This is a genomic window from Paenibacillus sp. cl130 (genome assembly GCF_900116035.1).
In the GTDB taxonomy this organism is placed as follows: domain Bacteria; phylum Bacillota; class Bacilli; order Paenibacillales; family Paenibacillaceae; genus Paenibacillus; species Paenibacillus polymyxa_B.
Genome location: NZ_FOYG01000005.1, coordinates 330096 through 354108 on the forward strand (window position 1 = coordinate 330096; position 24013 = coordinate 354108).

Consider the following 24013-nt stretch of genomic DNA (forward strand, 5'->3'; position numbering starts at 1 on the left):
TACAAGCTGCACATAGCAGGATACAATGGAAGTGTTAAAGAAAGGAGGCGGATACTTTTGCAAAATGAAGAGAAAAAGAACGATTCCAAATCCGGCTCATCCAAATGGTACCTTGGTAGTGCAGCAGCATTGCTTCTTCTGAAAGGTAAGTCGTTACTTGCCCTTTTAAAATTCAGTAAATTTGGCGGTGCGCTGATATCTATGGCGATAACGATTGGCACATATGCGATCATTTACCCGTGGGGATTTGCGGTCGGATTCGTGTTGCTGTTGTTTGTGCATGAGCTGGGGCATGTATTGGCCGCCAAGCGCAAGGGGCTTCCCGTATCAGCACCGTTATTTATTCCTTTTCTCGGTGCGCTGATCACAATGAAACGGCAACCTTTGGATGCGCAGACAGAGGCTTATGTAGCCATGGGCGGCCCGTTACTGGGGACGGTTGGGGCTATGGCGGTATACGCAGGAGCCTATGCAACAGACAGTCCCCTGTTGTATGCGCTCTCGTATGTCGGATTTTTCCTGAACCTGATCAACCTGCTGCCGATTCATCCGCTCGACGGAGGACGGATTTCCACGGCAGTGACGCGTTGGCTGTGGCTGGTGGGCCTATTGGGTGGAATTGTAGTCGTAGTATATTTAAAATCCTTTTTATTTTTCTTGATATGGGCGTTCTTTGCCTACGATTTGTACAAAAAATATGTTAAACGCAATAAAGAGGAGGTTAAGGTCCAATCCTTTTTGCAAAAGCCGCTGGTGAACGTACAGCATCTGTATGAGCAAGGATATCCGCTGCCCGGACCGGAGCACACGCGCAGATTATCTTTTAATACCTACTCGGATTTGGAGGGGCAGCAATATGTGACGGTGTATATGGAAAGTCTGGATGTGGAACAGACGCTTCTGCTGCCACAGCAGTGTCTTGTCCAGCATGTATGGCTGAACGGTGTGGAACATATACCGACGCCGGATGCGTACCAGCTCAGATTGCTGTGTGGGATTGATTACATTCCGTTTGAAAATGATAAATATTACGAAGTACCCGCATCATCGCGCTGGAAATTCGGCATCGGTTACTTGGCTTTGGCCGTATTCCTGATGGGGATGATGTATGTGGTGCACCAGCATATAGGGGATATTAGGCTGTGATTCGAGTAATGAGAGCTTAGTCAAGATTTTAGATCATTAAGGCAACGGTAGAGCTTATAGAAAATAGAGTCAAAAGAGCGCGACAACCGCAATATTCGGTGTCACGCTCTTTTTTTTGTATGAATAGCAGGGTGGAGCCCTTGCTATCCGTCCTTATATCTTAAATCCTTTGTGCATCAGTAATCGGCTTTAACGTCTGACGGTATTTAAGTGGGCTGGTACCTGTCCAGCGCTTGAACTGTCTGCTGAAATGAGCCAGACTGGAGTATCCGAGCAGGGAAGCTACCTTGTTGAGTGGCAGATTGGGCTGCTGGATCAGCACCTTAGCCTCATGCAGCTTGGTCTCCGATAGATAGTGACGTGGAGAATAGCCGTATACCTTGCGGAACACTTCCTGGGCATAGCCAGGACTGATCCCGAGGGAAGCCGCCACATCTTCAAGGCGGAACGCTTGCTCGCCAGATTCATCTTCCCGATAAGGCTTAAACCTTGATTGAATGGCTTCCATGATGGCCTTGGCATATTGAACGGATGAAGGCGCAATTCTGGGCTCCAAACCGGTAGATATCATTTGCGAGAATATCCCGAATAGCTCAAATAAGGCAATTTGCATACGAAAACGGTCTGCTGTCGTATATTCTCCGCTTTCTTGCACCATGCCAATCCAGCTATGGACGACCTTTTGCAGCTTGGTATTCGTTTCAGTACCCGCTGGGAAAAAGAGCTGATTGCTCTTAATCATTTCCTGACGGAACAATGGATCATCGACATTAAAATGAGAGCTAAAATAGTACATGCCGTTTGGGGAAACACACTGACTCGCATGTTTGAAACCCGGCGGAATGATTAAAATATCACCCTCCCCAACCGAATATACGTTATTTTCCATAATCGTTTCCTGACGGCCTTCTAAAATGAGTGCAATTTCAAAACCGATATGAGATTCCTCAGGCATGCACCAATCCGCTTTGACTCGGTGAATATGGGCGCCAAAAAATTTCACATTCCAGTCAATAATGGGCAGCCATCGGCAATCGTGGAATAGAGCTGGATCAACATCAGGATTTAATATCATCAGATCACCTTCGATTAGGGCAAATTTTACACCGCTTAGACAATCTCATTGTATCTAACATTTAACTATAATAAAAGAGCGTTTACAAATGCTATAGTATAAGCTTTTACATAAAAGAAAGCGCTTATATGTAGATTTTTTGAAAGCGATGCCATATTGTAATCAGGAGGAGCTATGGAAACAACATCGAAAGAACGTGTATCGTATTACGTTTACTTTTGGGGAGCAACGCAATTCTCTGTCTGGTCGCCTCTTTTGCGATGCTATTTTATACGGATTATGTTGGCATATCTGTTTCTATTATCGGTACTTTATTCGTACTAGCCCGTATATGGGATGCACTTAGTGCTCCGATCTTCGGCGTGATCATTGACCGGGCCAATCTGAAGGGCGGCTTGTTCAAACCGTGGACGAATCTGGCTTCCATCATTTTGCCGATCCTTACTGTACTTATTTTTCTCGTTCCTAATGGTGCGTCGCTTACCGCCAAGGTGATTTATATCGCCGTCACGTATCTGGCATGGGAAATGTGTTATACGATCAGTGATGCGCCTGGCTTTGGGTTGGCTACACTGATGACGAAAAATACGCATGAACGTGATCTGTTAATGTCCAGAGGCCGGACGATGGTCTTCTTGGGTTTTATGGTCATCTCCTCATCTTCGGTAGCTGTGGCCAATCAGATATCATGGCCAATTTTGGCACTGATTGTTGCCATAGCGGGTTTGATACTCATGAACTTTACTCGCTTTAATGTCAAAGAACGGTATTCCAACAAGGCGGAGAAGGTTACGCTCAAGCAAATTATGACGTATCCATTGCAAAACAAGCAGCTTTTATTTTACCTGATGTCGTTTATGATGCTGTCTATGACCAATCTGCAAGGGATTGTCGTCAGTTACTTTGCCTTATACAACTTGAAAAATCCTATTTATATTTCCATTCTCATGTTCATTTCCTTGGGTGTGCAGCTGCTCACTGCGTTGATTTTACCACCAATTATTAAAAGATTCGGCAAGTGGAAAGTGAATGTCGTCAGCTTGATTGGATTGTTTACTACGGGCTTGTCCTTATTTGTAATCGGTTACAGTAACCCTGTTGTCGTATGTGTATTTGCGGTTCTTTTCGGTTTGTTCAGCTCTGCACCACAGCTCATGGTACCGATGTTTACGGCCGATTGTGTGGAATATGGCGCATTCAAAAAAGGCGTACGTGCCAGTGGTACCGCTTTTGCTACCCAAACGTTTGCAGGAAAACTGGGGGGAGCGGCAGCCAGTGGAATCGTCGCTTATGCGCTTGCCTTTGCAGGCTATATCCCGAATGTACCGCAGACCGGACAGGTTCTCACATGGATATTCGCGCTCTATGCAGTAGTACCTGGAGTGGGGGCCTTAATTACGGCAGGTCTGTTTGCATGGCTGTACAAGATTAAAGAAAAAGACGTAGAGGGCTGGCTGGCAAGTGCGAAAAAAAATCTACAACAGGCAGATTCTGCGAAGCAGGGTGTAGCCGACAAGACGATATCCGTTCCATCCCTGAAAAAACCGCATAACAGCCACGGTGTTTGAAAATAACCTTATATAGCTCCACATACCCTAACGAACCTAATTGGAGGACGACTTGATGAAAAAGCTACTGTACGGTGTTGCCTATTATGATGAGTATATGCCATATGACCGTTTGGGCCAGGACATCCAAATGATGAAGGATGCGGGCATCAACGTGGTGCGGATTGCCGAATCCACTTGGAGTACGCATGAACCGCAAAACGGCGTGTTTGATTTTACCTCTGTGGATCGGGTGCTGGACGCCATGCATAAGGCGGGCATCGAAGTCATTGTGGGGACGCCCACCTATGCCGTACCCACATGGCTGGTGAAGGAGCATCCTGATGTATTGGCAACAACGCCTCAAGGTCCGGGCAAATATGGAGCTCGCCAGATTATGGACATAACGAACCCGGTGTACCTGTTCCATGCCGAGCGAATCATACGCAAGCTGATCGGACGGGTGAGTCAGCATCCGGCGGTCATTGGCTTTCAGACGGATAATGAGACCAAGCATTACCACACGAGTGGGCCCAATGTGCAATTGCAATTTGTAAAGTATTTGCGGGAGCGGTTCGAATCGCTGGAGGAGCTAAACCGCAAATTTGGTCTGGACTACTGGAGTAATCGCATCAATAGCTGGGAGGACTTTCCTTCGGTGGTCGGAACGATTAATGGAAGTTTGGGCGCAGCCTTTTCCCAATTCCAGCGCAAGCTGGTGACGGATTTCCTGGCATGGCAGGTCGCGCTGGTGAATGAATATAAGCGGGAAGACCAATTTGTTACGCAAAACTTTGATTTTGAATGGAGAGGTCATTCCTTTGGTGTTCAGCCAGACGTGGATCACTTTGCGGCATCGCAAGCCTTTGATGTGACTGGGGTGGATATTTACCATCCATCACAGGATGATCTGACCGGAATTGAAATTTCCTTCGGTGGCGATGTAGCGCGTTCGACGAAAAATAACAACTATCTAGTGCTGGAAACGGAAGCGCAGGCTTTTACCCACTGGGTTCCCTATCCGGGGCAATTGCGTCTGCAAGCGTTCAGCCATCTGGCTTCTGGAGCCAATATGGTGGCATACTGGCACTGGCATTCCATCCATAATTCCTTCGAAACCTACTGGAAGGGTCTGCTCAGCCATGATTTTGAATCGAATCCTGTGTATGAGGAAGCACAGACCATAGGGAAGGATTTTGCAAGATTGTCTCCGCATTTGGTCAACTTGAAAAAGAAAAATAAAACGGCGATTCTGGTCAGCAACGAAGCATTGACGTCGATTGACTGGTTTAAATTTAATATGAGCAGCCCGTTGAATTACAATGACATCGTACGCCGTTTGTATGACGAGTTGTATAAACTGAATATCGGGACGGATATTGTTCATCCAGGTACAGAATCGTTTGACGACTATGATCTCTTGATCGTCCCGGTCATCTATTCTGCCCCAGACGCACTACTGGAGAAGCTGAACCGATATGTGGAGAGAGGTGGTCATATAGTATACACATTCCGAAGCGGATTTACTGACGAGCATGTGCAGGTGAGAACGTCCCGGCAGCCGGGCGTGATTAGCGAAGCCTGCGGCATTCATTACAGCTTGTTCGTGGAGCCGAAGAAGGTGACGCTCAAAAATAATCCTTTTGAGGTGGCACCAGAGGACAATCAGGTAGATACGTGGATGGAGCTGATTACCCCGACGACCGCCGAAGTGTTGGCCTATTACGATCACCCGCATTGGGGAAAATATGCCGCGATTACGCAAAACCGCTATGGTCAGGGAACAGCGACCTACATCGGCTGTATCGTCAGCCCGGCGGTCATCCGCGAACTATTCAGCTCTGTAGCCAAAAAGGCGGGAGTATGGGGAGTGGATCAGGAAACGTCTTATCCGATCATTGTTAAATCTGGCACAAATGAGCTGGGACGGACAATCCGGTACTATTTTAACTATTCCGAACAAGCAGGCTCGGTGGTATATCCACATGGAGACGGCAAGGAGTTAATCGGGGGGCGTACAGTTATCCAAGGACAAACGCTTCCATTAGAGCCTTGGGGTGTTATAATTATCGAAGAAGCGTAAATGATGAATAATGAGCTGAAACCAACTTACGAATAATATCATATAGGTATTCTCCGGGAGTATCCGGTAAATGAAGCGCCCCTGCGAATTGCGGGGCGTTTTCGCATATGGCTGAGTAGAGGAGTGCATCGCTATGCCAACCCGAGCAGTCCGCTGGTTCCGGGCGCTGACGGCCCCGTATCGACGCAGCATTCAGCTTAAGCTGATCTTGACGATGATTGTTCTATCTGTGCTGCCGGTCATTGCTGTCACGGTGCTGGCTGCGGAAAAAAGTAGAGCTTCCATGGAAACTGAAGTGGCAGAGACGAACATGTCCAATATGAAATGGACGGGGATCTATATCAGCGACCAGCTAGATCGTCTGAATCATCTGATTTACAGCATTCAGATCAGCCCTGATCTGAGCGATTATTTGAATGAGCGCGAGCCTGACAATCTTTCGAGCCAATTTAATGCCCAGCGAAAAATGCTGAATACGATGGCGAATGTGTATTATTCAGCCGGAAGTCATGTGATCGGCATCCAGCTTTATTTGAAGCAATCGCAAACCCTGTTTACCTTTAATAGCATGCAAAATGAAATTACGACAGTGAGCGGTATTCCCCCACAGTATGCCGAGATGTGGCAAGCGAATAAGGATTATTCGATTCGTCCAAGCTCTGCTGACCCGGATCGCTTTACTTTGACGCGCAGTATTCGGCGTTTCGAAGATCAGAAGCAGACGGGAGCTATTTCATTGGATGTATTGTGGTCGCAATTCGATCAGACGCTGGGCCTGCTGGGACGAGGGGATCAGCATCAGGTGCTTATTACAGATGCGGATGGCAGGGTCATGTATCCAGCACAGGCTCGGCAGTCGCCTCCACCTGCAGGTGTGCTGACAGCTCTTCGTGACGTTAAGCCGGGCCCTGGAGTGATTCAAACTGCTGAACATTATGTGTTCTATAATGATCTGGATGTAGTTGGGCTAAAGCTGGTCAAAATCGTACCCACTTCCTCCATTAACCACAGTGCCTTTTCAACCATGCTGTATGGTATTATCGTAGGCGTGATTTCAATTCTGGTTTCCATCTGCATTGCCGTTTTCATCGCATGGCGGACTGCACGTCCGATTGTTCATTTGGCGCGTTCCGTACAGGAGCTGGATATGATCAAAGGACCGATTGGACAGCCAAGTACACGCCCGGATGAGATTGGGCTGCTGGAAAGAAGTCTGCATGGGATGGCAGGCCGAATTCGCGAGCATATTCAGGCGGAATACAGTATAAATTTGCAAAAAAAGACGGCTGAATTGAAAGCGCTCCAAGCGCAGATTCATCCACATTTTCTGCAAAATACGCTGCAAATGATCGGAAGTATGGTATTTTCTCAAAAGCCGGAGGACACCTATGAAGTCATTCGGTCGCTGAGTGAGATGTTCCGTTACGTGGTACGGGAACCTCAGAATTTGGCCTCTTTACGCGCAGAGCTTGACCATGTGGGACACTATATGCGCATCCAGCAACGGAGATTTCCACAAAGATTGGTATTTCAGGTGGAGTCGGAAGAACAGGCGATGGATATTCGACTGCCTAAGCTATCGCTTCAGCCATTGTTGGAAAACGCGTTTCAGCACGGTCTTGATCGAAAGGCGGGAGCATGGCAAATGGGGATTCGGGTGGAGATTATGAAACAAGATGTGTGTATTACGGTTTGCGATAATGGAAACGGCATGGCCCCGGACAAGCTGGAAAAACTACGGGCAAAGCTGGAAAACGCGTCGGAGGAACCGATCTGGGCGCAGGGTAGCCATATCGGATTGAGCAATGTGTCTTCACGCATACGGATGAATTTTGGAGTGCACTATGGAGTGACGATAGATAGTGAGCAGGGAGTCGGTACACGTGTCACCATCCGCATTCCATTCACCTCAGCAGAGGAGGGAAAAGTATGATCAGAGTATTAATTGTGGACGATGAGCCGTGGAACCGTGATATTCTGAAGACATTTGGCACATGGGAAAAACTTGGAATGTTGGTAGTGGGTGAGGCTGAAGACGGGGACGAGGCGTTCAGGCTGGTCGGAGAGTTAGCCCCCCATATTGTGATTACTGATATGCGCATGCCGGGTGCGGACGGAGTGGAGCTGCTGCAAGCACTAAATAACCATTGTCCTGATGTGAAAATCATTGTCGTGAGTGGATATGATGACTTTGCGTATGCCAAACATGCCATCCGTTATAAGGCCGTCGATTATTTGTTAAAGCCAGTCAATCCTGCAGAGCTGAATGCAGTGCTACTCAAATGCAAAAACGATCTGGAGGTCAAGGTGGCTGAACAGCAGCAAGAAGCGACAGAGCTGGATTATGAGTTTTTTCACAGGTTGACCCGGTATAAGCAACTGCTGCGTCTTTATTTTAATGAGCTGAACTGTGACGGGGTGAACTTAACCTGCAGGCAGGTTATGCAGGAGCTAGAGAGTTATGGAGCACCAAGTCCACATATGCTGGGCAGGCTGGTGCAGGAGCTTCTTTCCCTGCTGAAAGAGCTCGCAGCGGATAACGGGCTGGATACTTCTACGGCAAAGGCAGGATTTCCACTGCCCCAGGATGCCGTGTCCTCTGTAGAACATGCGCTGGAATTCGTATCGTCGTGCTATGTTCAGGAACTGGATCAGCTCATTCGGCAGCGAAAATACAAAAACAAACTGAATTTAGAAGAGGTACGGCGATATATCGACGGTCACTTTGCTGGGCCGATTACACTGGAGCAGTTGGCGAAAAACTTTTTTGTGAGCAAAGAGTATATGAGCAAGGTATTTAAGCAGGAGTATGGTCAAAATGTAACGGACTATATTGTAGAGCGAAGAATGGAAAAGGCGCGGGAATGGCTGGCCAATAAACAGATTTCAATTAAAGCAGTTGCGGAGATGGCAGGATATGAGGATGTGTCTTATTTCTATCGGGTATTTAAAAAGCATTTTGGCATGGCACCCGGTGAAATGAGGAAGGAAGTTTAAAAAAGTCCAATTCAATAAGCTAAGGGTGTCCAATGGCAGAAGTGACCTCCCATCCTATAATGAAAGCGTATACAAAACAAGCAGTACAAAGGAATTTGGCCTTTATGAAGTCCGCACAGAGCTGAATAGAGGTTGAAGACCGGCGGCATAGCTGCTTTGAATAACAGCTGATTTGCCGATGGGTAACAGTTATTTTCAAAATAGGGGAGGTCATTTTTCATGAAAGTGTGGAAAGGTGTATTGAGCACGATGCTGGTTGGCACGTTATTGGCCGGGTGTGGAGCGAATTCTTCAGGCAGTGACAGCAGCGGTTCCGGTGGAGACGGCAAAACGGTGAATCTCAAAATGTTTATTGCTCAGCCCCGTTTGAAGGAGCACTACGATAAATACATTAATGCGTTCGTAGCGAAAGAGAAGAAAGATAAAAATATCGACGTTACGGTCCAACTGGAGATGCCGCCTGCTGACAACGCCGCACAAATTTTGAAGACAAGACTCGCATCCAACGATGCGCCGGACGTATTTGCATTGCACGCGGTGAATGAAATTCCTCCGTTTTATAAAGCGGGCTATTTGGAGGATTTGTCCGGTCAGCCTTTTGTTAACAAATTGATGGATAGTGTGAAGCCTTCGGTGACAACCAAAGACGGAAAGGTCGTAGCGGTTCCTTTGGAGACGATCTCATGGGGCTACTTGTACAATAAAAAGATATTTAAGGATTTGGATTTGCAGCCGCCGGGAACGTTGACCGAAATGAAGGCTGTGGTCGAGAAGCTGAAAGCGAATAATGTGAAACCGTTCCTGTTGTCCTACAAGGAATCCTGGATTCCACAGCTGTTTGTGCCACTTACGGCAGGTGCAATGATGAACACACAGAATAAGGATTTTATCGACCGGATGAATCAGGATAAAGGCTCTTTTTCCGAAATGAAGAGCATGTTCGATATTATTGATCTGGTGAATAGCAACGGTACTGACAAGGCGCTGGAAATCGGCGGGGATGATGGATCGGCTGCGTTTGCCTCGGGTAAAGCGGCGATGTGGATTCAAGGGCCGTGGTTTGCGGAAACGATTTTAAAATCGGATCCGAAGATGGATTTTGGGGTAGCACCGCTGCCGATCAATGACGATTCCAATGCGACATTGATTAATTTGTCCACTTCGACTTCGCTGGCTGTATCCTCTACAAGCAAGAATAAGGAAGTTGCGCTCGATTTTGTTAACTATGTGCTGGATGACAAGGATTCTAGCGCGTTCTATGAAGCATTGAAATTTAACCCGATCTCCAAAGTGCATACGTTTAAAAGCTATCCTTGGGTTAATGACGCTACCGAATACGTGAAAGCAGGCAAGTCGTACCAAGATCCATCTATCCCGCAAGCGGTCAAGGACGAGGCAGGAAAATCGCTACAATCCTACTATGCAGGCCAACTCACGCAGGATGATGTCATTAAGGCGCTGGATAAGGCATGGAAATCGTATAACAAAGTGAACAAGTAACGGTAACCTATAGAATTACACCAGGAGGGAGAGACTCCATGCCTTTTAAAATCTATAAAAAATACGCCATGCTACTGGCGTTTACGGCTCCGGCGCTGATCTTTTATGCTATCTTCCTGCTCATTCCAACGATCAGCGGCATGTACTACAGCTTTACAGACTGGAACGGCTTGAATCCCAATTACAGCTTTATCGGCTTGGGGAACTTTGTGGAATCGTTGAAGGAAGACCCCGATTTTCTTAATTCCCTTTGGTTTACTCTTAAATACGTATTAGTGATGATTGTGCTGCAAAATGTACTGGCACTGGCATTGGCAGTGTTGATTGAGTCGCGTACACGTACCAAAGGATTTTTCCGGACAATATTTTTCATGCCCAATATGATCAGTACCATTATTAGCGCATTTATGTGGACCTTCGTTTTTTCTTCCGTGCTGCCACAGATCGCCGAAAAGACGGCTATCGCCTTTCTGGGCCAATCGTGGCTGGGCGATCCGAAAGTATCTTTCTTCTCTATCATTATTGTGTCGCTCTGGAATGGTGTCGGCTATATGATGATCATCTATCTGGCTGCGCTTCAAGGTGTACCACAAAGCTTGAAGGAGGCTGCTATTATTGACGGGGCGAACGCATTTCAGACATTGCGAAGCGTAACGATGCCGATGATTACTCATGCGATTACGATCTGTTTCTTCCTGACGCTGAATGGTGCCTTCAAGGTGTATGAGGTCGTATACGGATTGACTGGCGGGGGGCCGGGGCGCAGTACACAGGTGATTACGATGAACATTTATGAGGAGGCCTTCTCCAACAACTTCCGTTATGGTTATGCGAGTGCCAAATCCGTTATTTTGTTCGCGATCGTTCTAATCTTCACCCTGATTCAGCTGCGTGTCATGAAGAAGAGGGAGGTGGAGGCATGAGGCTGAAGAAAGCCAATTCCTTGCTGGTTACGCTGATTCTGTGCGTGGGCGCTGTCGTGTCCTTCTTCCCAATCTACATGGCGGTAATTAACTCGTTTAAAACACAGGGTGAGATGTTTGCATCCTTTACGACGCTGCCGACGAAGCTTCACTTTGAAAATTACAGTCAGGCTTTTCATCAGACTCATTTGCTGAACAGCGCCCTTAATTCCACCATTATTTCTTTTATCGGCATTGGTGGCATTGTGATCTGTTCGGCACTGGCAGGCTACAAGCTGTCTCGTACACAGGGGAAACTGAGCGGTGCGATTTTCTTCCTGTTTGTCGCATCGATGCTGGTACCGTTTCACTCTATTATGATACCGCTTACGCGAATGGCAAAAGATTTGTCCGTTCAAGGCAGTACGTACGGCTTGGCCCTGATCTATATCGGCTTGGGTGTGAATATGGCGATCTTTTTGTATCATGGATTCGTCAAATCCATCCCGCGTGAGCTGGAAGAATCCGCACAAATGGACGGCTGTAATGAGTTTCAAACGTTCTTTCGCATTATATTTCCTTTGCTGCTGCCAATCACAGTTACCATCGCGATTTTGGATTTTCTGTGGATTTGGAATGACTTTTTGCTTCCATTGTTAATGCTGACGGATGTGAACCATTACACCCTGATTCTCTCGACCAATATGCTGTTTGGAGAGTACAACAAGGATTGGTCGCTTATTCTGGCCGCACTTGTGCTGACCTCCATCCCGGTTATCCTGATCTACGCCTTCTTTCAGAAATTCATCATGGAGGGCATTGCGGAGGGAGCGGTTAAGGGATAAGGTGGAAAGCCTTCCTATCAACAAGGAAGGCTTTTTCTCTGATTCAGCTTTTTTCGCGCCAACGTTTCAATAAAAAGATAGGAAGGGTTACAAACAAAATTGCAAAGGCTACAATGATCCACCACTGAGGGTCAATGATATACAACACGACTCCGATCAGCAGAACTGTTGTTATTATGGAAATTCTCACTTTCAACATTATTCTCTTACTCACCCTAGCTTCTAATTTTGGCAGCGTTATGAGGGTGATTGCAGTTAACGCAGCAAAAAATATGGAGGTAAATGAATTATAGATAATATCAGCTCCCTTGATTATTATGCATACCTCATATTCCACTGGGCTTAAAATGTTGAGAGTTTACTTGTAATAAGATATGCTTCTCATTTGAAGTTAGCCACAATTCCTTTACTTTTGAGTATATTGCAAACGCAACTCTTTATGGAAAGGAACGTTTATGTGAATTGTAAATGAACATCAAACAAAATCGATATAACTTGTTTAATCTATTGAGAGGGCACATGGAGATTGTTTGCCGCCCATAAAGTTAACAAGTAAAAGAAGAACAGGATGCCTATTATAACTCCAATTACGATAAAAAATTTCTTTTTCATCACTCTCTCCTCTTCATTACAATGAATAGGTCTTCCATTTGCAACAAGGGCTTTAATTTACGAATACCGTGACATAGTTTGTCTCATATACTATCTTTTCCTTTATCCAACTATAAAGGATGTGACCAATAACAAGCGCAGAACCAAGTACAAGGACTGTAGTGTGCCAAGTCCACTCTTGTATTCCACTAAGAAAGACAGGAGCGATACCTATGAGAACTCCGATCACTAAACCAACAATTATCACTACATCAGGTGTTTTGCTACCTTCACCTTTATTTTTTTGGAAAAATTAAATAAAGCGCCTTGGATTTAACTCCAAGACGCTCCCCTGCTTGTAATAACGGTTAGTTAATGTCTGATGGGTACTGACCAGTAGTAGCCCAAGCCTCGCCATCAACTTTGTTTCCGTCGGCTCTGAATTGAATTACGTATTTCCCTGAAGGCATCCCATTAGGGAATGAATTAAGACTATTCCACGTTAATGAGCCTCCTTTGCCAACAGTTTTATAGACATATTCTTTCCCGTTACCCTGCAAGCTCCAAGAGATAGTTGATGTTCCTTGATTCCGAACTTTAATCTTTACATGTCCATAACCTTTATCAACAGTTAAGTCCATCGTCGGACTTGTCCCACCAAGAACCTCATGTACCTCTTGACCAGTTTGTTGGATAACTATACCTCCATGATCCTTCGATACTTTAATCCCCGTAACTGGTGCGGCAGTAGCAGCCAGCGGAGCTACTGCCGTAAGAGCCAATACACCTGTAAGAATGATTACTGTGTTTTTAAACTTCATCAAAAATCGCCCTCTCGATTGGTATAATTTGTACTACTGACCAAGTATATCATTAAAAAAGGAATATAGTGTATATTTTTGTTAACAAAATGGTAAAAAGCATTAATATTCGAAAATATATATTTTATTCGAATATTGCATGACATATATTTCAAAGCTTATTGACAACTGTTAAATTATGGACAAAAATAGAATGCAATAATAAAAAGTTTTGGAATTTCTGTGTGGAAGGTGGATATGACATGAAGCATACACCTACGATTAGAGCAGAATTAGATAGTTACCTACAACAAAAGGGTTTGAGCTTAGCGCAATTCGGACAACTTGCAGGCATGAATAGGGGAATAGTAAGTGCTATTGTGACAGGGAATAAGTCAATGTCTGTTAACCAGCTTGACCTAATCACTGAGGCTATGGATTTACCAGAAGGGTATTTTTACGATCTGTTTATAGAAAACTACATCATCGACACCCCCCCGAATATGAGGCGAATCGAGCCATTTCTATTTCGTTGTGCGGAGTTGGACAAGTTGGATGCGATTAGTCGAGTGGTGGGAGCCATCATGGACAATCTACTGTATTCGCCCAAGCTATTTGAAATTGCAGAAGAATTGTTGAAGCAGGGAAGACATGCGGCTGCACTACTGCTCTATGAGGGTGTGGCTGAAGCGGAGAAGTATCAACATTCTGAACGATTGGCAGTCTGCCAATATCGTATATTCACGATTCAAGTTGGAAATGATCAAAGCCGGAATCTCAAGGCAGCAACGCTATTTGAATCCTTCGTGGAACGTCTGGATGAAATAGAACAGCTTGACGCGCTGAAGGATTTAGCAAACGTGTACAGGTCTTTGCGTAAATGGGACAAGGTTGAGGAAGTAGCTAGAACAATGAGAGCTAAAGCTGAAATCCAATATACTTTGGAACATCAACAGCAGAGTCGAATGCGTGATGAGTCTTCCAAGAAACTAAGTCGTCCACTGTTTGTGTACATCGCTTATGCTGATTTGTTGTGTTCAGGTTCTTGCGAAGCTAAAGGCGATTACCACCAAGCCCTACAGTATACATACGCCTACACTAATTTAGATTGGGTTTTGGAGAAGGACGAGGACACCCAATACTGGATGGGCTTGTTCCAAAACTGGGCAGAAGGTAACACGTACGTATATAAGCTTTTATCTGGAGATGTAAGCGTGCTAAACGATTATGTTCAATATATTATTGCATCAAGTGATAAAGTCGATAAGGAAATGATCGTAAAGCTTTTGAACGTAATGTTTGCAGCTAACCGATTTCAGTTAGACGTGAATGATATACTTAAACGGTTTGAAATGATTATTGATTCTTTTGTACAACAGCCATCATCGGATATGTATACCTATCAGGTAGTACCAGAGCAAACAACACGTTTTAAATATGAACTTGCTAAATACTACTTGAACAGAGGCAATTACTCTTATGGCTTCAGATACCTGCTAGACGTTTTATCTAAATCATTAGCCAATAACAAAGAATCCTTCTTCATTAGATGCATAAGATTATTTGAGCAGTTTAAACAATTTGCTGACGTTAGAACTTTTATAAAGTATGAAAGTTTAGTTAGTGTAGGGCAAAGAGAAAGATTATTTTACTATTAATATTTATGCCCTCTATTTTAGAATGAATGGTTAGACAATGTTAAAAAAATGGTACTGCTAATGATTGCAGCTAGTTTTTTGTTTATTGTTACTGTACCTGCCCAGACGCATGATATACAGCCTCATGTACAGCATGGAGGTGCTTAAGCGTAAGCAAACAAATCACCGCCATCCAGTGGTTGGCGGTGATTTGTTATTTTGGAGGAATTAACACATCAATCACCGAATACCTATCTTGAGGTGATCAGCATGAACCATACATATTGTATTTACAAATTTATCCAAACCAATCGTATTGATAAAACGAATACGGAAGTACTGTTGTGCAATCCGAAAGCATCGGTGACACCCTACTGGCTAAGCTGGTGGGGTGTTTTTATATTCATTTTTCAATCGATATCAAAATAAACAGTTGAAAAGCCGATATCATAATTACCAACTAATGAATACTTAGGAGGATTATAGATGGTCTTTTGGATTCTTTTACTTATAGTCGTGGGACTTATTCTTTCAGCGTTTATAGGCGGTTCTCGGATTGCGAGCAATAATCGTAAACAACCGAGAATAGAACGTATAGGTGAGGTGGTTGATAAGCGGGTAGATTGGACTGAAGGATCGTCTTCAAAAACATTTTATATAACTTGCGAGTTCGAAAGCAATGAGCGCAAAGAAATTTCAGTTAGTAACGATAAATATGGCCTTTTTGTCGTAGGGGATAAAATCAAAGTAACAAGCCAAGGTACTTGGAACTGGGTAGAACGTGTCATAATATGAGGGGATCAGCTTAATCTATATATTTATTTACATAATCACCCAAACGTTATATACTTCCCATATAAATCCGAAAGCATCGGTAGCACCCTGCTGGCATACGCTGGTGGGGTGTTTTAATAAGTTGGGAATTTAAATATGCTACGTAATATAAAAAGCCTTCCATTAATGGAGGGCTTTTGTTAGACGCTGAGTATGAGAATCATAAATCAATGTGGCTTATTACGCCTTTTCAAAAGTTTTATAACAAGTAGTATGCAGAAAAATACTGCAAAAGCAATCACAATCCACCACTGAGTATCAATTATATACAACACGACTCCGATAAGCAGGACTGTTATTATTGTAATTCTCACTTTCAACATCGTACCTTTGTCCACTCTTGTTTCCAATATTGGCATCTTTATAAGGATGATTGCAGTCAGTGCCGGAAAGAATATGGAGGTAAATGAATTATAGATAATACCAACTCCTTGATCTAATTACTCACCCCGGATTGTTCGGATTTAATGTATAAAACAACAACCTCCGCTAAGACAACTTTCACTTCAAGAAAATGCTGATAATAAAAAATAAAAGCGAAATGATGATCAAAAATAGATATATACTAGAAATCCGTTTTCCAATTGTAGCTCCAAACTCCTTAGGATTTTTATATCCAATGATTAAACTGGGAATAAAAAAAATACTGGATAGAAAAATGGTGTAGTGAAACCTAGTATTATCAACACTGTTAGACCAGGCGGGCAATCCTAAAAAGGAAAGCAACTGGTCTCCCAATATGTAATTGCCAAATTCGAAAGAAACAGCCATACCAAGAAGAGATAAAAGCAGTGAAAGCGATCCCCAGCCTATTTTTTTTCTGTTATTTCTCAACAATTCAAAGATAATCAGTAAAATTACAATTGCTTGTATGCTATATGTCAACATGATTGAAAACATAAAGTACCTCCTTGAACACCAGAATCAAATGATAAGATGTCAATTTCGGAAATGAGTATACCATTTTTTGGAATGTTTTCATATGCCTTTCAATACAGCGATCGTATGATCAAATGGAACGCGAAGCGGCCTTAGCCATACAATATTTCATCTGAATGTAAAAGGAGATGATTATGTTGGCTACCTTCTCGGCCGCGCTTCAAGTGAAAAAGCGGATGGCCAAGCGAGTTTTAAAAATGTCCGGTGTCCACGGCATTGGCGTAGGGTACAGGGACCCTGCTCATCCCAAAAGAGGAGCCGCTGTCATTGTGTACACGGACCGTTTAGCGTCGGCCTCTACTGGACTCCTGTCGGCCACCGCATTAGGAAAGAAAACGAACGTTCCAGTCCGAATTGTAAAGACTGGAAAGATCAGAGCCAATGCCACGGACTACAAAGTGCGCATACGCCCGGTCATCGCCGGCTACAGTGTCGGGACGATTGAAGGCTCCGGTTCAACCGGACTCATCGTTGCCCCAACTGGAGCGCCGGCGACACGTTATCTTTTTAGCAATAACCATGTCCTCAATCCCTCCAATACAGACAATCGAGAGGCTACAATTCAGCCAGGCGGAGCCGATGGGGGGACGGTTGCCCAGGATCGTATAGGACGGCTTTATCGTTACGTACGCTTGAATCCCACCGGAACGAACCTGATTGATGCGGCGCTTTCGCTTCCGACCCGTAACAACTTGCTCAATCCGCGTTATGCTACAGTAGGAGCGATTCCGGGTCATGTGACCGCTTATCGCATAGGGGAAAGATTGAAGAAGGTAGGGCGTACGACCGGGCGGGTCAATGGCACGGTAGAGTCCGTCTATACGGACTTGCAAATCAATTATGGTGGAGAGTTGGGCTTACTGACCTTCGAAGATCAGACGGTTATTAGAGGTACGACTCCCGTATCACTACCTGGGGATTCCGGCTCTGTATGGCTCAGACAGTCAGATAATTATGCAGCTGCGGTCAACTATGCAGGCACGGCAGATGGTCGCTTATCCATAGCCTTTCCGGTGCAGTGGGCCATGCAGGTATTCAACACACGGGTAGCCCGCCCCAACGGGGCAGGCAGGGTGCTCAGGGTAGATACAGGATCTTCCCCTCGCTCTTATACTAGGCAGCTCACCAGTGAGGAACTGGTTCGCCTAAGACCAAGGACGACACGCATTAGACGGAGCTAAACGCCCTCCAGATGGAAAAGTTGCCGCTGATCGTCCCGGTAAGGCGGTCGCTTTAAATGCTTTCCATAGGGTGGCTCGCTCGGAAGCATCATCTCCCCGGATTTCTCCCCTGATTACAGACTTAACTTAAGAAATCCGGGGGTAGAGCTAATATAAGCAAGAATCATTCACGATACCAATCATTTACGACGCAAATGATTCACGACACAAATGATTCACAGTACAAATCATTCACAATCTAAAACGTTAACGGCATGAATGAATGCGTAAATGTATTCTAATCTGCTCCTTCGGCATATGAACGGGCTCCCTCATCATGGGCTGTAATGGTGCTGCTTGCAGAGGCCAAGCCCCGGATTTCCTGAGCGGTCAGGGCTCTGTTGTAAATGATCAGTTCATCCACTGCACCGTTCAGGTAGGGATCATCAAACTGGGATTTCCCAATATAGTTCCGGTCTGTCAGTCCAAGGCTGGAAGGCTTCAGCGTCATGTTGGTGTTACGCGTCGCCTCTACACCGTCCACATACATCATTCCAGTATTGCCTGACAAAGTCACGGCGACATGCTTCCAAACCCCAGTTGCCAGCTCTGGCGCATTCAACTGTTGTTCCTCTCCGTTCCCCGAGACGGTGATAGCAAAGCGCATGCCAGTTCCCTCGGCCTTGGGTGTCAAAAACATATACCGATCCGTGCCTGCTCCAAAATCAAACAGGCGTGCCCAGCCGTTATGCGTGTTCACCCGTACCCACGCGGCAATCGTAAAGTCATTTATGCTGCTAACGATACCACCGGGCAGGCTAGCATAGGCGTCTGTACCGTTAAAGTACAGGGCATTACCTTTTCGTCCGGCGCCCCACGCGCCTCCACTTACACTGGCCTGCTGTCCATAACCTGACGAATCGGCTGCGGTAGATCCGGCCGTTTCGTCAAATTCATAACGGGCTACAATGTCTCCGGCGGGAGACGGGTTGTCTGTACTCGACTGGATACGGATATCATAGTTGGCTGCCGTACCAATATTCAGTCTGACCGTGGTCGCAGAGCTGTTAGCAGCCGTGACTGACCCGGTTTTTGTGCCGTCTACGAGCACGTCATACGTACCTGCCGCGAGTCCGGTCAAGCTCATAACGGTGGTATGAGTCGTGCCTGGGGTCATATTTTTCAGTGTCAGACGGATGTTGTTCTTGGACTTGGACACGATGGCCAAGCTATATTGATCCCGATTCAGCTCCAAACTCAGCTTTTGGGTGATCAGATGCAGACGTTGGAATACACCGTCCTTTGGAGTAATCGCGTAGCTGTTACTGCTTTCTGTAACGTCACAGCCATAGCCGAACAAGCCGAATATTGGATCTACAGCAACATCCGAGCTTAGGATTTTGATGGCTCCAAACAGTCCCAGATCGGCTTCCCCGGACATGCCGCGCCATCCGTTAAAGAGAGGGCCACCGTCCAGACCGAGTGCGCCGTAATTGCCCTTGCCCGCCTGATATGTCCACGATACCGCCCCGATGTTGGCAGGATCAGAGCTGATCTGTCCCGAGTTAATCGCTCCGATGTTCGCCAGCTTGGCGGCATAGGATAGACGCTGATCCACTTCGGGCTTGGACGAATGCCGACGTGTCCAGTCATCCATCACATAGCCGGCCAGTGAGGTGGTGTACTGGAAGTTCCACCAATTCTCTCCGGTGATGGTGACCGGATCGGCGTAATAGTACCAGACAGGCATATGACCGCGTGCAGCACGCGTTTTGGAGTTGATTTTGCTCATCATCGTCGTGTTGTTGTTCATTTTGGCGAGTGTATATACGGCTTCTTCGCCTGTATTGTCATAGTTATACTCAGAGCCATAAGGATAGGTGGTGTTTTTGAAATTGTTGTACTTGGTAGCCATTTTGCCAATCAGGTCGTTAGCCTCGGTGGTCAAGCCTTCTTCCTGAAGCGCTTTAATCATATCAGGTGTAGTTAGCTCACCCATGAGTCCCGTGTTCCAGTTATAAGCAACAGGGCCTTCATACAACGCTTTAAAAATACGATAAGCACGTAGCAAATATGTGTTTTTGCTATTGCGATAGCTGATCAGGTTGGGATACAGCTTGGCAATTTTATACATGCTAAAAAACGTATTATAAATGTGCGGATAGGCATAGCCACGGTACGTTGGTGTCGTGTTAGGCTGCGGCATCAGGAAATCAGGGACCAGATAATCGGTATGATGGCCTTCCATCAAATTCGTCCAGATGGCTACTTCCAAATAATCATCGACTGCCTTGATCTCAGATGCCACGGGCTTCTGAACGTTTTTCTCCGCCAGAAACTGGCCGTGAGTTAGTCCCCAATCATCACCCCAGCCCCAGTAACCAGCAAAGCTGTTGCGTCTAGCCTTGTACTGCATCATCCAGTCATCAAAGACCTTGTCCCTCAGGTCGCCCGGCACGTTCCATTGGGTGCTGTTGACCATGAAGGTAGAGTGACGCTGAAGTGCAGCTTCGACTGGCTCGATGGCATAGAACTGGAGAACGGTTTTTTCGCCGTTACCATAGTTTACAGTAATATTGTTATGTCCCAGTCGTCCCAGTGTAAGTTCATATATTTTATGGTTTGTAGGGGCTGTTTCCAGATAGCTGATGGTCGTTTCAGACGGATATTGCGCTGTGACAGAGGTAATGGATTTGCTGGTATGCAGATCGAATTTGGCCTTGAGATTGGTCGGGAAAATCATGCCCGGAACCACGGTCACATCCACATGTCCCTCACTGTACAGCCTGTCCTTTACGGCCTGCTCGTCCGCTACCTTGTAAAATTTAAAGGCATACGTTTTGCTTTCACCAGGAGCCAGCGACAGACTGGTGCTTCCAAGATAGCCACGGTTGGTGCTCTTGATGACATTGGAATGGATATAGAACACATTCAGTCCTTCGGACCAGCCACCTTGCTCCATAGCCCATGTGCTGCCGGGATGCTCCTCAGTTCTCCAATGGTCCTGATATTCGAGACCAGCACCCGTTGAGGCATCAGGGATCAGCAGTACATACGGTCCGATGCCGCTAGGTCGTCCAGCGGTAATAAAGGAGCTGTTATGGCCTACAAAGGAGTGTGAGAGTACTCTGGTTTCATAAATTTGTTCATTATTGCCGCCGGACCAGTACTCGTTAAACGGAAGCGGCAGTCCCCAATCTCCGATCTCCAGTGTTTGATTAGAGGTGTTCGTTACTTTCATTTGCCAATGCAAATAATCGTTAACCAACGAATAAGTTTCATGTAAAATGAAATTACGTATTCCCTGATTGTTTGATGAATTCTGATAGGCTACCTGGACACTGTTTCCAGAAGAGGTGATCTGGCGCGCATCAGCAGAATTACTTGTCCATGCCCGAGTCCACGCTCCGTTGCCGAGACGATAGGTGAACATCAGTTCACCCAGCCACTGATGATCCGACGTATTCTGTTTAGGTGCGTTAGAGCTGTTCATGACATAGTTGGTATTAAAAGTGTCCCCTACCAGCCGCAAGGAAGAGAGATCCCCGTAATCTCCGACAGAAATAGAGAACACTTGATTAGACAGCTGTACTGCCATGCTATCAACCTCCTAACAAAGGTTCGTGAGCGTGCTCACAACGTTAATATATGTGTGAGAAATACTTTTGCTACCCTATGTATGAGAATTGATAGAAAATAGATTCATATAGATGTCCTAGAGGGCTCTCAATCGTGGAGGTAGAGTTATTATGAAAATTAAAATGGAGTTGCCGAAAATTCCTGTGGACTTGCCCGTACTAAACGAAGAAATGTATTCCTTACGGTCCAAAGGCGAATATAGTATGGGGTCTGTAGAAGATATGATTTTGGATAATGTGGAAGCGGTTAAGGTTTCATTAGAGAAGATGACTTTTAAAAATGTAACGATCATGGAATCGTCATTACCGGAAAGTGAATGGACAGACGTCATTTTTGATAAATGCGATCTGTCTAATGTTCATTTTTCCGGTTCCTTTATCCATCGGGTAGAGTTCAAAAACTGCAAATTGCTTGGAACAGACTTTTCCAGAAGCAGGCTCCAAAACGTTCGTTTTTCGGATTGCTTAGCGGATTATTCGATGTTCCGTTTTGCTAATTTTAAGCAAGTTGGTTTTGAGGATTGTTCTTTAATAAGTGCCGATCTGTATCATTTAACACTACAAAAAACCTTTTTTAACCGTTGCAATCTGGATCAAGCGATGCTATCGGGGTCCAAGCTCAACGGGATTGATCTGAGCGATTGCGAATTTGATGGGTTACAGGTGGATATAGAAGATTTGAATGGCTGCATCATCTCACCGCATCAAGCTTCATCATTTGTAGGGCTGTTGGGGCTAGTGATTAAATAAGGGAACTCCTCATTGATTTTTAATATGGTCCCAAGCCTGGCGCAGACGGTTAAACCCTTCAACAATTTGTTGCTCCGTTAAATGGGCAAAGATAAAGCAGGCTGATGGAGGTCCCGGTGTCAGTTGGTAATCGGCGGCATCACGCCATGTGACTCCGTAAAATTGTGCTGTCTGCATCAAATGATGGTACTGGGCAGACTCCTGCTTCCAGATGGCATAGGCATGTAGTCCACAATCGTTCTGATGCCAGTGAAACAGTTCACTCAACTGCTGTATTCCACGCTGGAACACGTCGTAGCGTGATCTGTATATTCGAGTCATCCGACGCACATGGCGAACGTAGTCGCCGCGCATCATAAAACGTGCCAGTGCGCGCTGTTCCAAGCGGGCAGGCGGCAGGGGATCGTATAGTCGTTTGGCAGCTGTCAGCGCTTGGGCTAATTCAACGGGCAAGATTGCAAACCCGAGTCGAAGGCTGCTGAACATGCTTTTGGAAAAGGAGCCGACATAGATGACACATTCTGTACGATCCAGTGCTTTTAATGGTTCAATGGGTCGTCCTGCCCAACGGAATTCACTGTCATAATCGTCCTCAATGATCCACGCTCCCTTGGATGCTGCCCATTGCAAAATATGTTGACGGCGTGTTAATGGCAACACTGCACCGGTTGGAAACTGTCGTCCAGGTGTAACAAATAGGAGTTTGGAATCCCAATCCTGTGGGACAATTCCATGTTGGTCCATTTCAGCAGCATGTATCTGTCCGCCTGAGGCAGTAACTGCACGGTAGATGCCGGAATAACAGGGATTCTCCAATACAATTCGATCTTGTTCATGAATAAGCAACTGACTTAATAACGTGATCACTTCCATGGAACCACTGCATAATACGACTTGATCCGGCGTGGCCGTAATTCCGCGTGTTCTGCCAACATGATGGCAAATCGCTTCACGCAGCCATTCATCACCGCTCACTGGTGCAGTCGTCGCGTCAGCCGAGGGCTTTTGCAGATCCTTTCCAGCGGCAGTCATTGCGCTTTTCCATGCGATCTGTGAGTTGCCCTCCAATACAACTTCTCCTGCCTGAAAAGAAATCAAAGGCTGTTGCGCACTGTCTCTATTTGTAGCAGAAGCAGGAGACCGCTGTAAGTTTCGTTCCCTTTCGATCTGCATGATTCGTTGTCCCCAAGCTGATAGAGCAGGGGCTTTTTGTTTTACAACAGGTGAATTCTGGTTCTGCTGGTTGATTAAAGATTTGTCGGGCAGCACCGCTGTCTGTTCCATAACAAAGGTTCCTCTGCCTACTGCCGAATCTATATATCCTTCTGCCAACAACATATCATATGCCTCTTTAACGCTCCCTCGCGAAATTCCATACATCACAGCCAGATCACGAGTGGAAGGCAGACGCGTACCACTGGCAAGGGAGCCATTGAGGATTCCCTCACGAAGAGCATGATACAATGCCAAATATTTTAAATGATACTTTTGAAGCGCACGCTGATAAGCAATCGTAATATCCATACTCTTCTCCTTCGATTGGGCCACTCATTTTCGTTCATATTGGAT

17 protein-coding genes are annotated in these 24013 nt (G+C 45.6%); 12 read left to right on the plus strand and 5 right to left on the minus strand.

The genetic code is table 11. The features are described 5' to 3' along the window. Positions 1-57: 57 nt before the first annotated feature. On the plus strand, positions 58-1146 hold the full coding sequence (locus BM358_RS16145; protein ID WP_028541053.1) for a site-2 protease family protein: 1089 nt from the start codon (positions 58-60) through the stop codon (positions 1144-1146). Positions 1147-1306: 160 nt separating this feature from the next. Here BM358_RS16145 and BM358_RS16150 read toward each other — a convergent pair whose 3' ends face one another. Then, complete coding sequence (locus tag BM358_RS16150; RefSeq protein WP_028541052.1) at positions 1307-2221, minus strand: AraC family transcriptional regulator; 915 nt, start codon at positions 2219-2221, stop codon at positions 1307-1309. A gap of 260 nt (positions 2222-2481) precedes the next feature. Here BM358_RS16150 and BM358_RS16155 point away from each other — a divergent pair, with 260 nt between their 5' ends. The 7 genes from BM358_RS16155 (at position 2482) to BM358_RS16185 (ending at position 12095) form a co-directional block, all read left to right on the plus strand. Next, complete coding sequence (locus BM358_RS16155) at positions 2482-3789, plus strand: glycoside-pentoside-hexuronide (GPH):cation symporter (RefSeq protein WP_256253371.1); 1308 nt, start codon at positions 2482-2484, stop codon at positions 3787-3789. 55 nt (positions 3790-3844) lie between these two features. Beyond that, complete coding sequence (locus BM358_RS16160) at positions 3845-5851, plus strand: beta-galactosidase (RefSeq protein ID WP_028541051.1); 2007 nt, start codon at positions 3845-3847, stop codon at positions 5849-5851. A 133-nt stretch (positions 5852-5984) separates the two neighbouring features. Beyond that, a complete protein-coding gene (locus tag BM358_RS16165) occupies positions 5985-7784 on the plus strand; it encodes a sensor histidine kinase (RefSeq protein WP_028541050.1) in 1800 nt (599 codons plus the stop codon). Next, entirely contained in the window at positions 7781-8848 is a 1068-nt protein-coding gene (locus BM358_RS16170) for a response regulator transcription factor (protein WP_023986928.1), read from the plus strand. Before BM358_RS16165 ends, BM358_RS16170 begins: the two co-directional genes overlap by 4 nt. Before the next feature lie 219 nt (positions 8849-9067). Next, complete coding sequence (locus BM358_RS16175; protein ID WP_028541049.1) at positions 9068-10348, plus strand: ABC transporter substrate-binding protein; 1281 nt, start codon at positions 9068-9070, stop codon at positions 10346-10348. Between the two features lie 38 nt (positions 10349-10386). Further along, the gene (locus BM358_RS16180; RefSeq protein ID WP_028541048.1) at positions 10387-11271 is read left to right on the plus strand and encodes a carbohydrate ABC transporter permease; all 885 of its coding nucleotides are present in this window, start codon (positions 10387-10389) and stop codon (positions 11269-11271) included. Further along, positions 11268-12095 (plus strand): carbohydrate ABC transporter permease, encoded by an 828-nt coding sequence (locus tag BM358_RS16185; RefSeq protein ID WP_028541047.1) that lies wholly within the window; start codon positions 11268-11270, stop codon positions 12093-12095. The genes BM358_RS16180 and BM358_RS16185 overlap by 4 nt, the downstream gene beginning before the upstream one ends. A 959-nt stretch (positions 12096-13054) precedes the next feature. Here the strand turns inward: BM358_RS16185 and BM358_RS16195 are convergent. After that, positions 13055-13507, minus strand: coding sequence for a hypothetical protein (locus BM358_RS16195; RefSeq protein WP_028541046.1), 453 nt, complete (start codon positions 13505-13507; stop codon positions 13055-13057). Positions 13508-13749: 242 nt separating this feature from the next. Here BM358_RS16195 and BM358_RS16200 point away from each other — a divergent pair, with 242 nt between their 5' ends. Further along, positions 13750-15144, plus strand: a complete 1395-nt coding sequence (locus BM358_RS16200) for a helix-turn-helix domain-containing protein (RefSeq protein ID WP_049828369.1) — start codon at positions 13750-13752, stop codon at positions 15142-15144. Between the two features lie 465 nt (positions 15145-15609). Continuing rightward, positions 15610-15918 (plus strand): DUF2500 family protein, encoded by a 309-nt coding sequence (locus BM358_RS16210; RefSeq protein WP_028541043.1) that lies wholly within the window; start codon positions 15610-15612, stop codon positions 15916-15918. Between the two features lie 540 nt (positions 15919-16458). Here BM358_RS16210 and BM358_RS16215 read toward each other — a convergent pair. Next, entirely contained in the window at positions 16459-16857 is a 399-nt protein-coding gene (locus tag BM358_RS16215) for a hypothetical protein (protein ID WP_028541042.1), read from the minus strand. 173 nt (positions 16858-17030) lie between these two features. On the opposite strand from BM358_RS16215, the gene BM358_RS16220 reads away from it, so the two are divergent. After that, entirely contained in the window at positions 17031-18077 is a 1047-nt protein-coding gene (locus tag BM358_RS16220) for a hypothetical protein (protein WP_028541041.1), read from the plus strand. Positions 18078-18354: 277 nt separating this feature from the next. On the opposite strand, the gene BM358_RS16225 is transcribed toward BM358_RS16220, so the two are convergent. After that, positions 18355-21654 carry a DUF5695 domain-containing protein gene (locus BM358_RS16225; RefSeq protein ID WP_023986935.1) on the minus strand — a complete coding sequence of 1100 codons (3300 nt, stop codon included), beginning with the start codon at positions 21652-21654 and terminating at the stop codon, positions 18355-18357. 151 nt (positions 21655-21805) lie between these two features. Here BM358_RS16225 and BM358_RS16230 point away from each other — a divergent pair, with 151 nt between their 5' ends. Continuing rightward, positions 21806-22444 (plus strand): pentapeptide repeat-containing protein, encoded by a 639-nt coding sequence (locus BM358_RS16230; RefSeq protein ID WP_028541040.1) that lies wholly within the window; start codon positions 21806-21808, stop codon positions 22442-22444. A gap of 9 nt (positions 22445-22453) precedes the next feature. Here BM358_RS16230 and BM358_RS16235 read toward each other — a convergent pair whose 3' ends face one another. Further along, positions 22454-23968, minus strand: coding sequence for a MocR-like pyridoxine biosynthesis transcription factor PdxR (locus BM358_RS16235; protein WP_028541039.1), 1515 nt, complete (start codon positions 23966-23968; stop codon positions 22454-22456). Positions 23969-24013 lie beyond the last annotated feature (45 nt).

What these genes read in the sequence shown, in the direction of transcription:
- BM358_RS16160 (WP_028541051.1), top strand. Translation starts at nt 3,845, where the DNA reads ATGAAAAAGCTACTGTACGGTGTTGCCTATTATGATGAGTATATGCCA.
- BM358_RS16175 (WP_028541049.1), top strand. Translation starts at nt 9,068, where the DNA reads ATGAAAGTGTGGAAAGGTGTATTGAGCACGATGCTGGTTGGCACGTTA.
- BM358_RS16225 (WP_023986935.1), bottom strand. Translation starts at nt 21,654, where the DNA reads ATGGCAGTACAGCTGTCTAATCAAGTGTTCTCTATTTCTGTCGGAGAT.
- BM358_RS16230 (WP_028541040.1), top strand. Translation starts at nt 21,806, where the DNA reads ATGAAAATTAAAATGGAGTTGCCGAAAATTCCTGTGGACTTGCCCGTA.
- BM358_RS16170 (WP_023986928.1), top strand. Translation starts at nt 7,781, where the DNA reads ATGATCAGAGTATTAATTGTGGACGATGAGCCGTGGAACCGTGATATT.
- BM358_RS16180 (WP_028541048.1), top strand. Translation starts at nt 10,387, where the DNA reads ATGCCTTTTAAAATCTATAAAAAATACGCCATGCTACTGGCGTTTACG.
- BM358_RS16150 (WP_028541052.1), bottom strand. Translation starts at nt 2,221, where the DNA reads ATGATATTAAATCCTGATGTTGATCCAGCTCTATTCCACGATTGCCGA.
- BM358_RS16220 (WP_028541041.1), top strand. Translation starts at nt 17,031, where the DNA reads ATGTTGGCTACCTTCTCGGCCGCGCTTCAAGTGAAAAAGCGGATGGCC.
- BM358_RS16235 (WP_028541039.1), bottom strand. Translation starts at nt 23,968, where the DNA reads ATGGATATTACGATTGCTTATCAGCGTGCGCTTCAAAAGTATCATTTA.
- BM358_RS16210 (WP_028541043.1), top strand. Translation starts at nt 15,610, where the DNA reads ATGGTCTTTTGGATTCTTTTACTTATAGTCGTGGGACTTATTCTTTCA.
- BM358_RS16155 (WP_256253371.1), top strand. Translation starts at nt 2,482, where the DNA reads ATGCTATTTTATACGGATTATGTTGGCATATCTGTTTCTATTATCGGT.
- BM358_RS16215 (WP_028541042.1), bottom strand. Translation starts at nt 16,857, where the DNA reads ATGTTTTCAATCATGTTGACATATAGCATACAAGCAATTGTAATTTTA.
- BM358_RS16185 (WP_028541047.1), top strand. Translation starts at nt 11,268, where the DNA reads ATGAGGCTGAAGAAAGCCAATTCCTTGCTGGTTACGCTGATTCTGTGC.
- BM358_RS16200 (WP_049828369.1), top strand. Translation starts at nt 13,750, where the DNA reads ATGAAGCATACACCTACGATTAGAGCAGAATTAGATAGTTACCTACAA.
- BM358_RS16195 (WP_028541046.1), bottom strand. Translation starts at nt 13,507, where the DNA reads ATGAAGTTTAAAAACACAGTAATCATTCTTACAGGTGTATTGGCTCTT.
- BM358_RS16165 (WP_028541050.1), top strand. Translation starts at nt 5,985, where the DNA reads ATGCCAACCCGAGCAGTCCGCTGGTTCCGGGCGCTGACGGCCCCGTAT.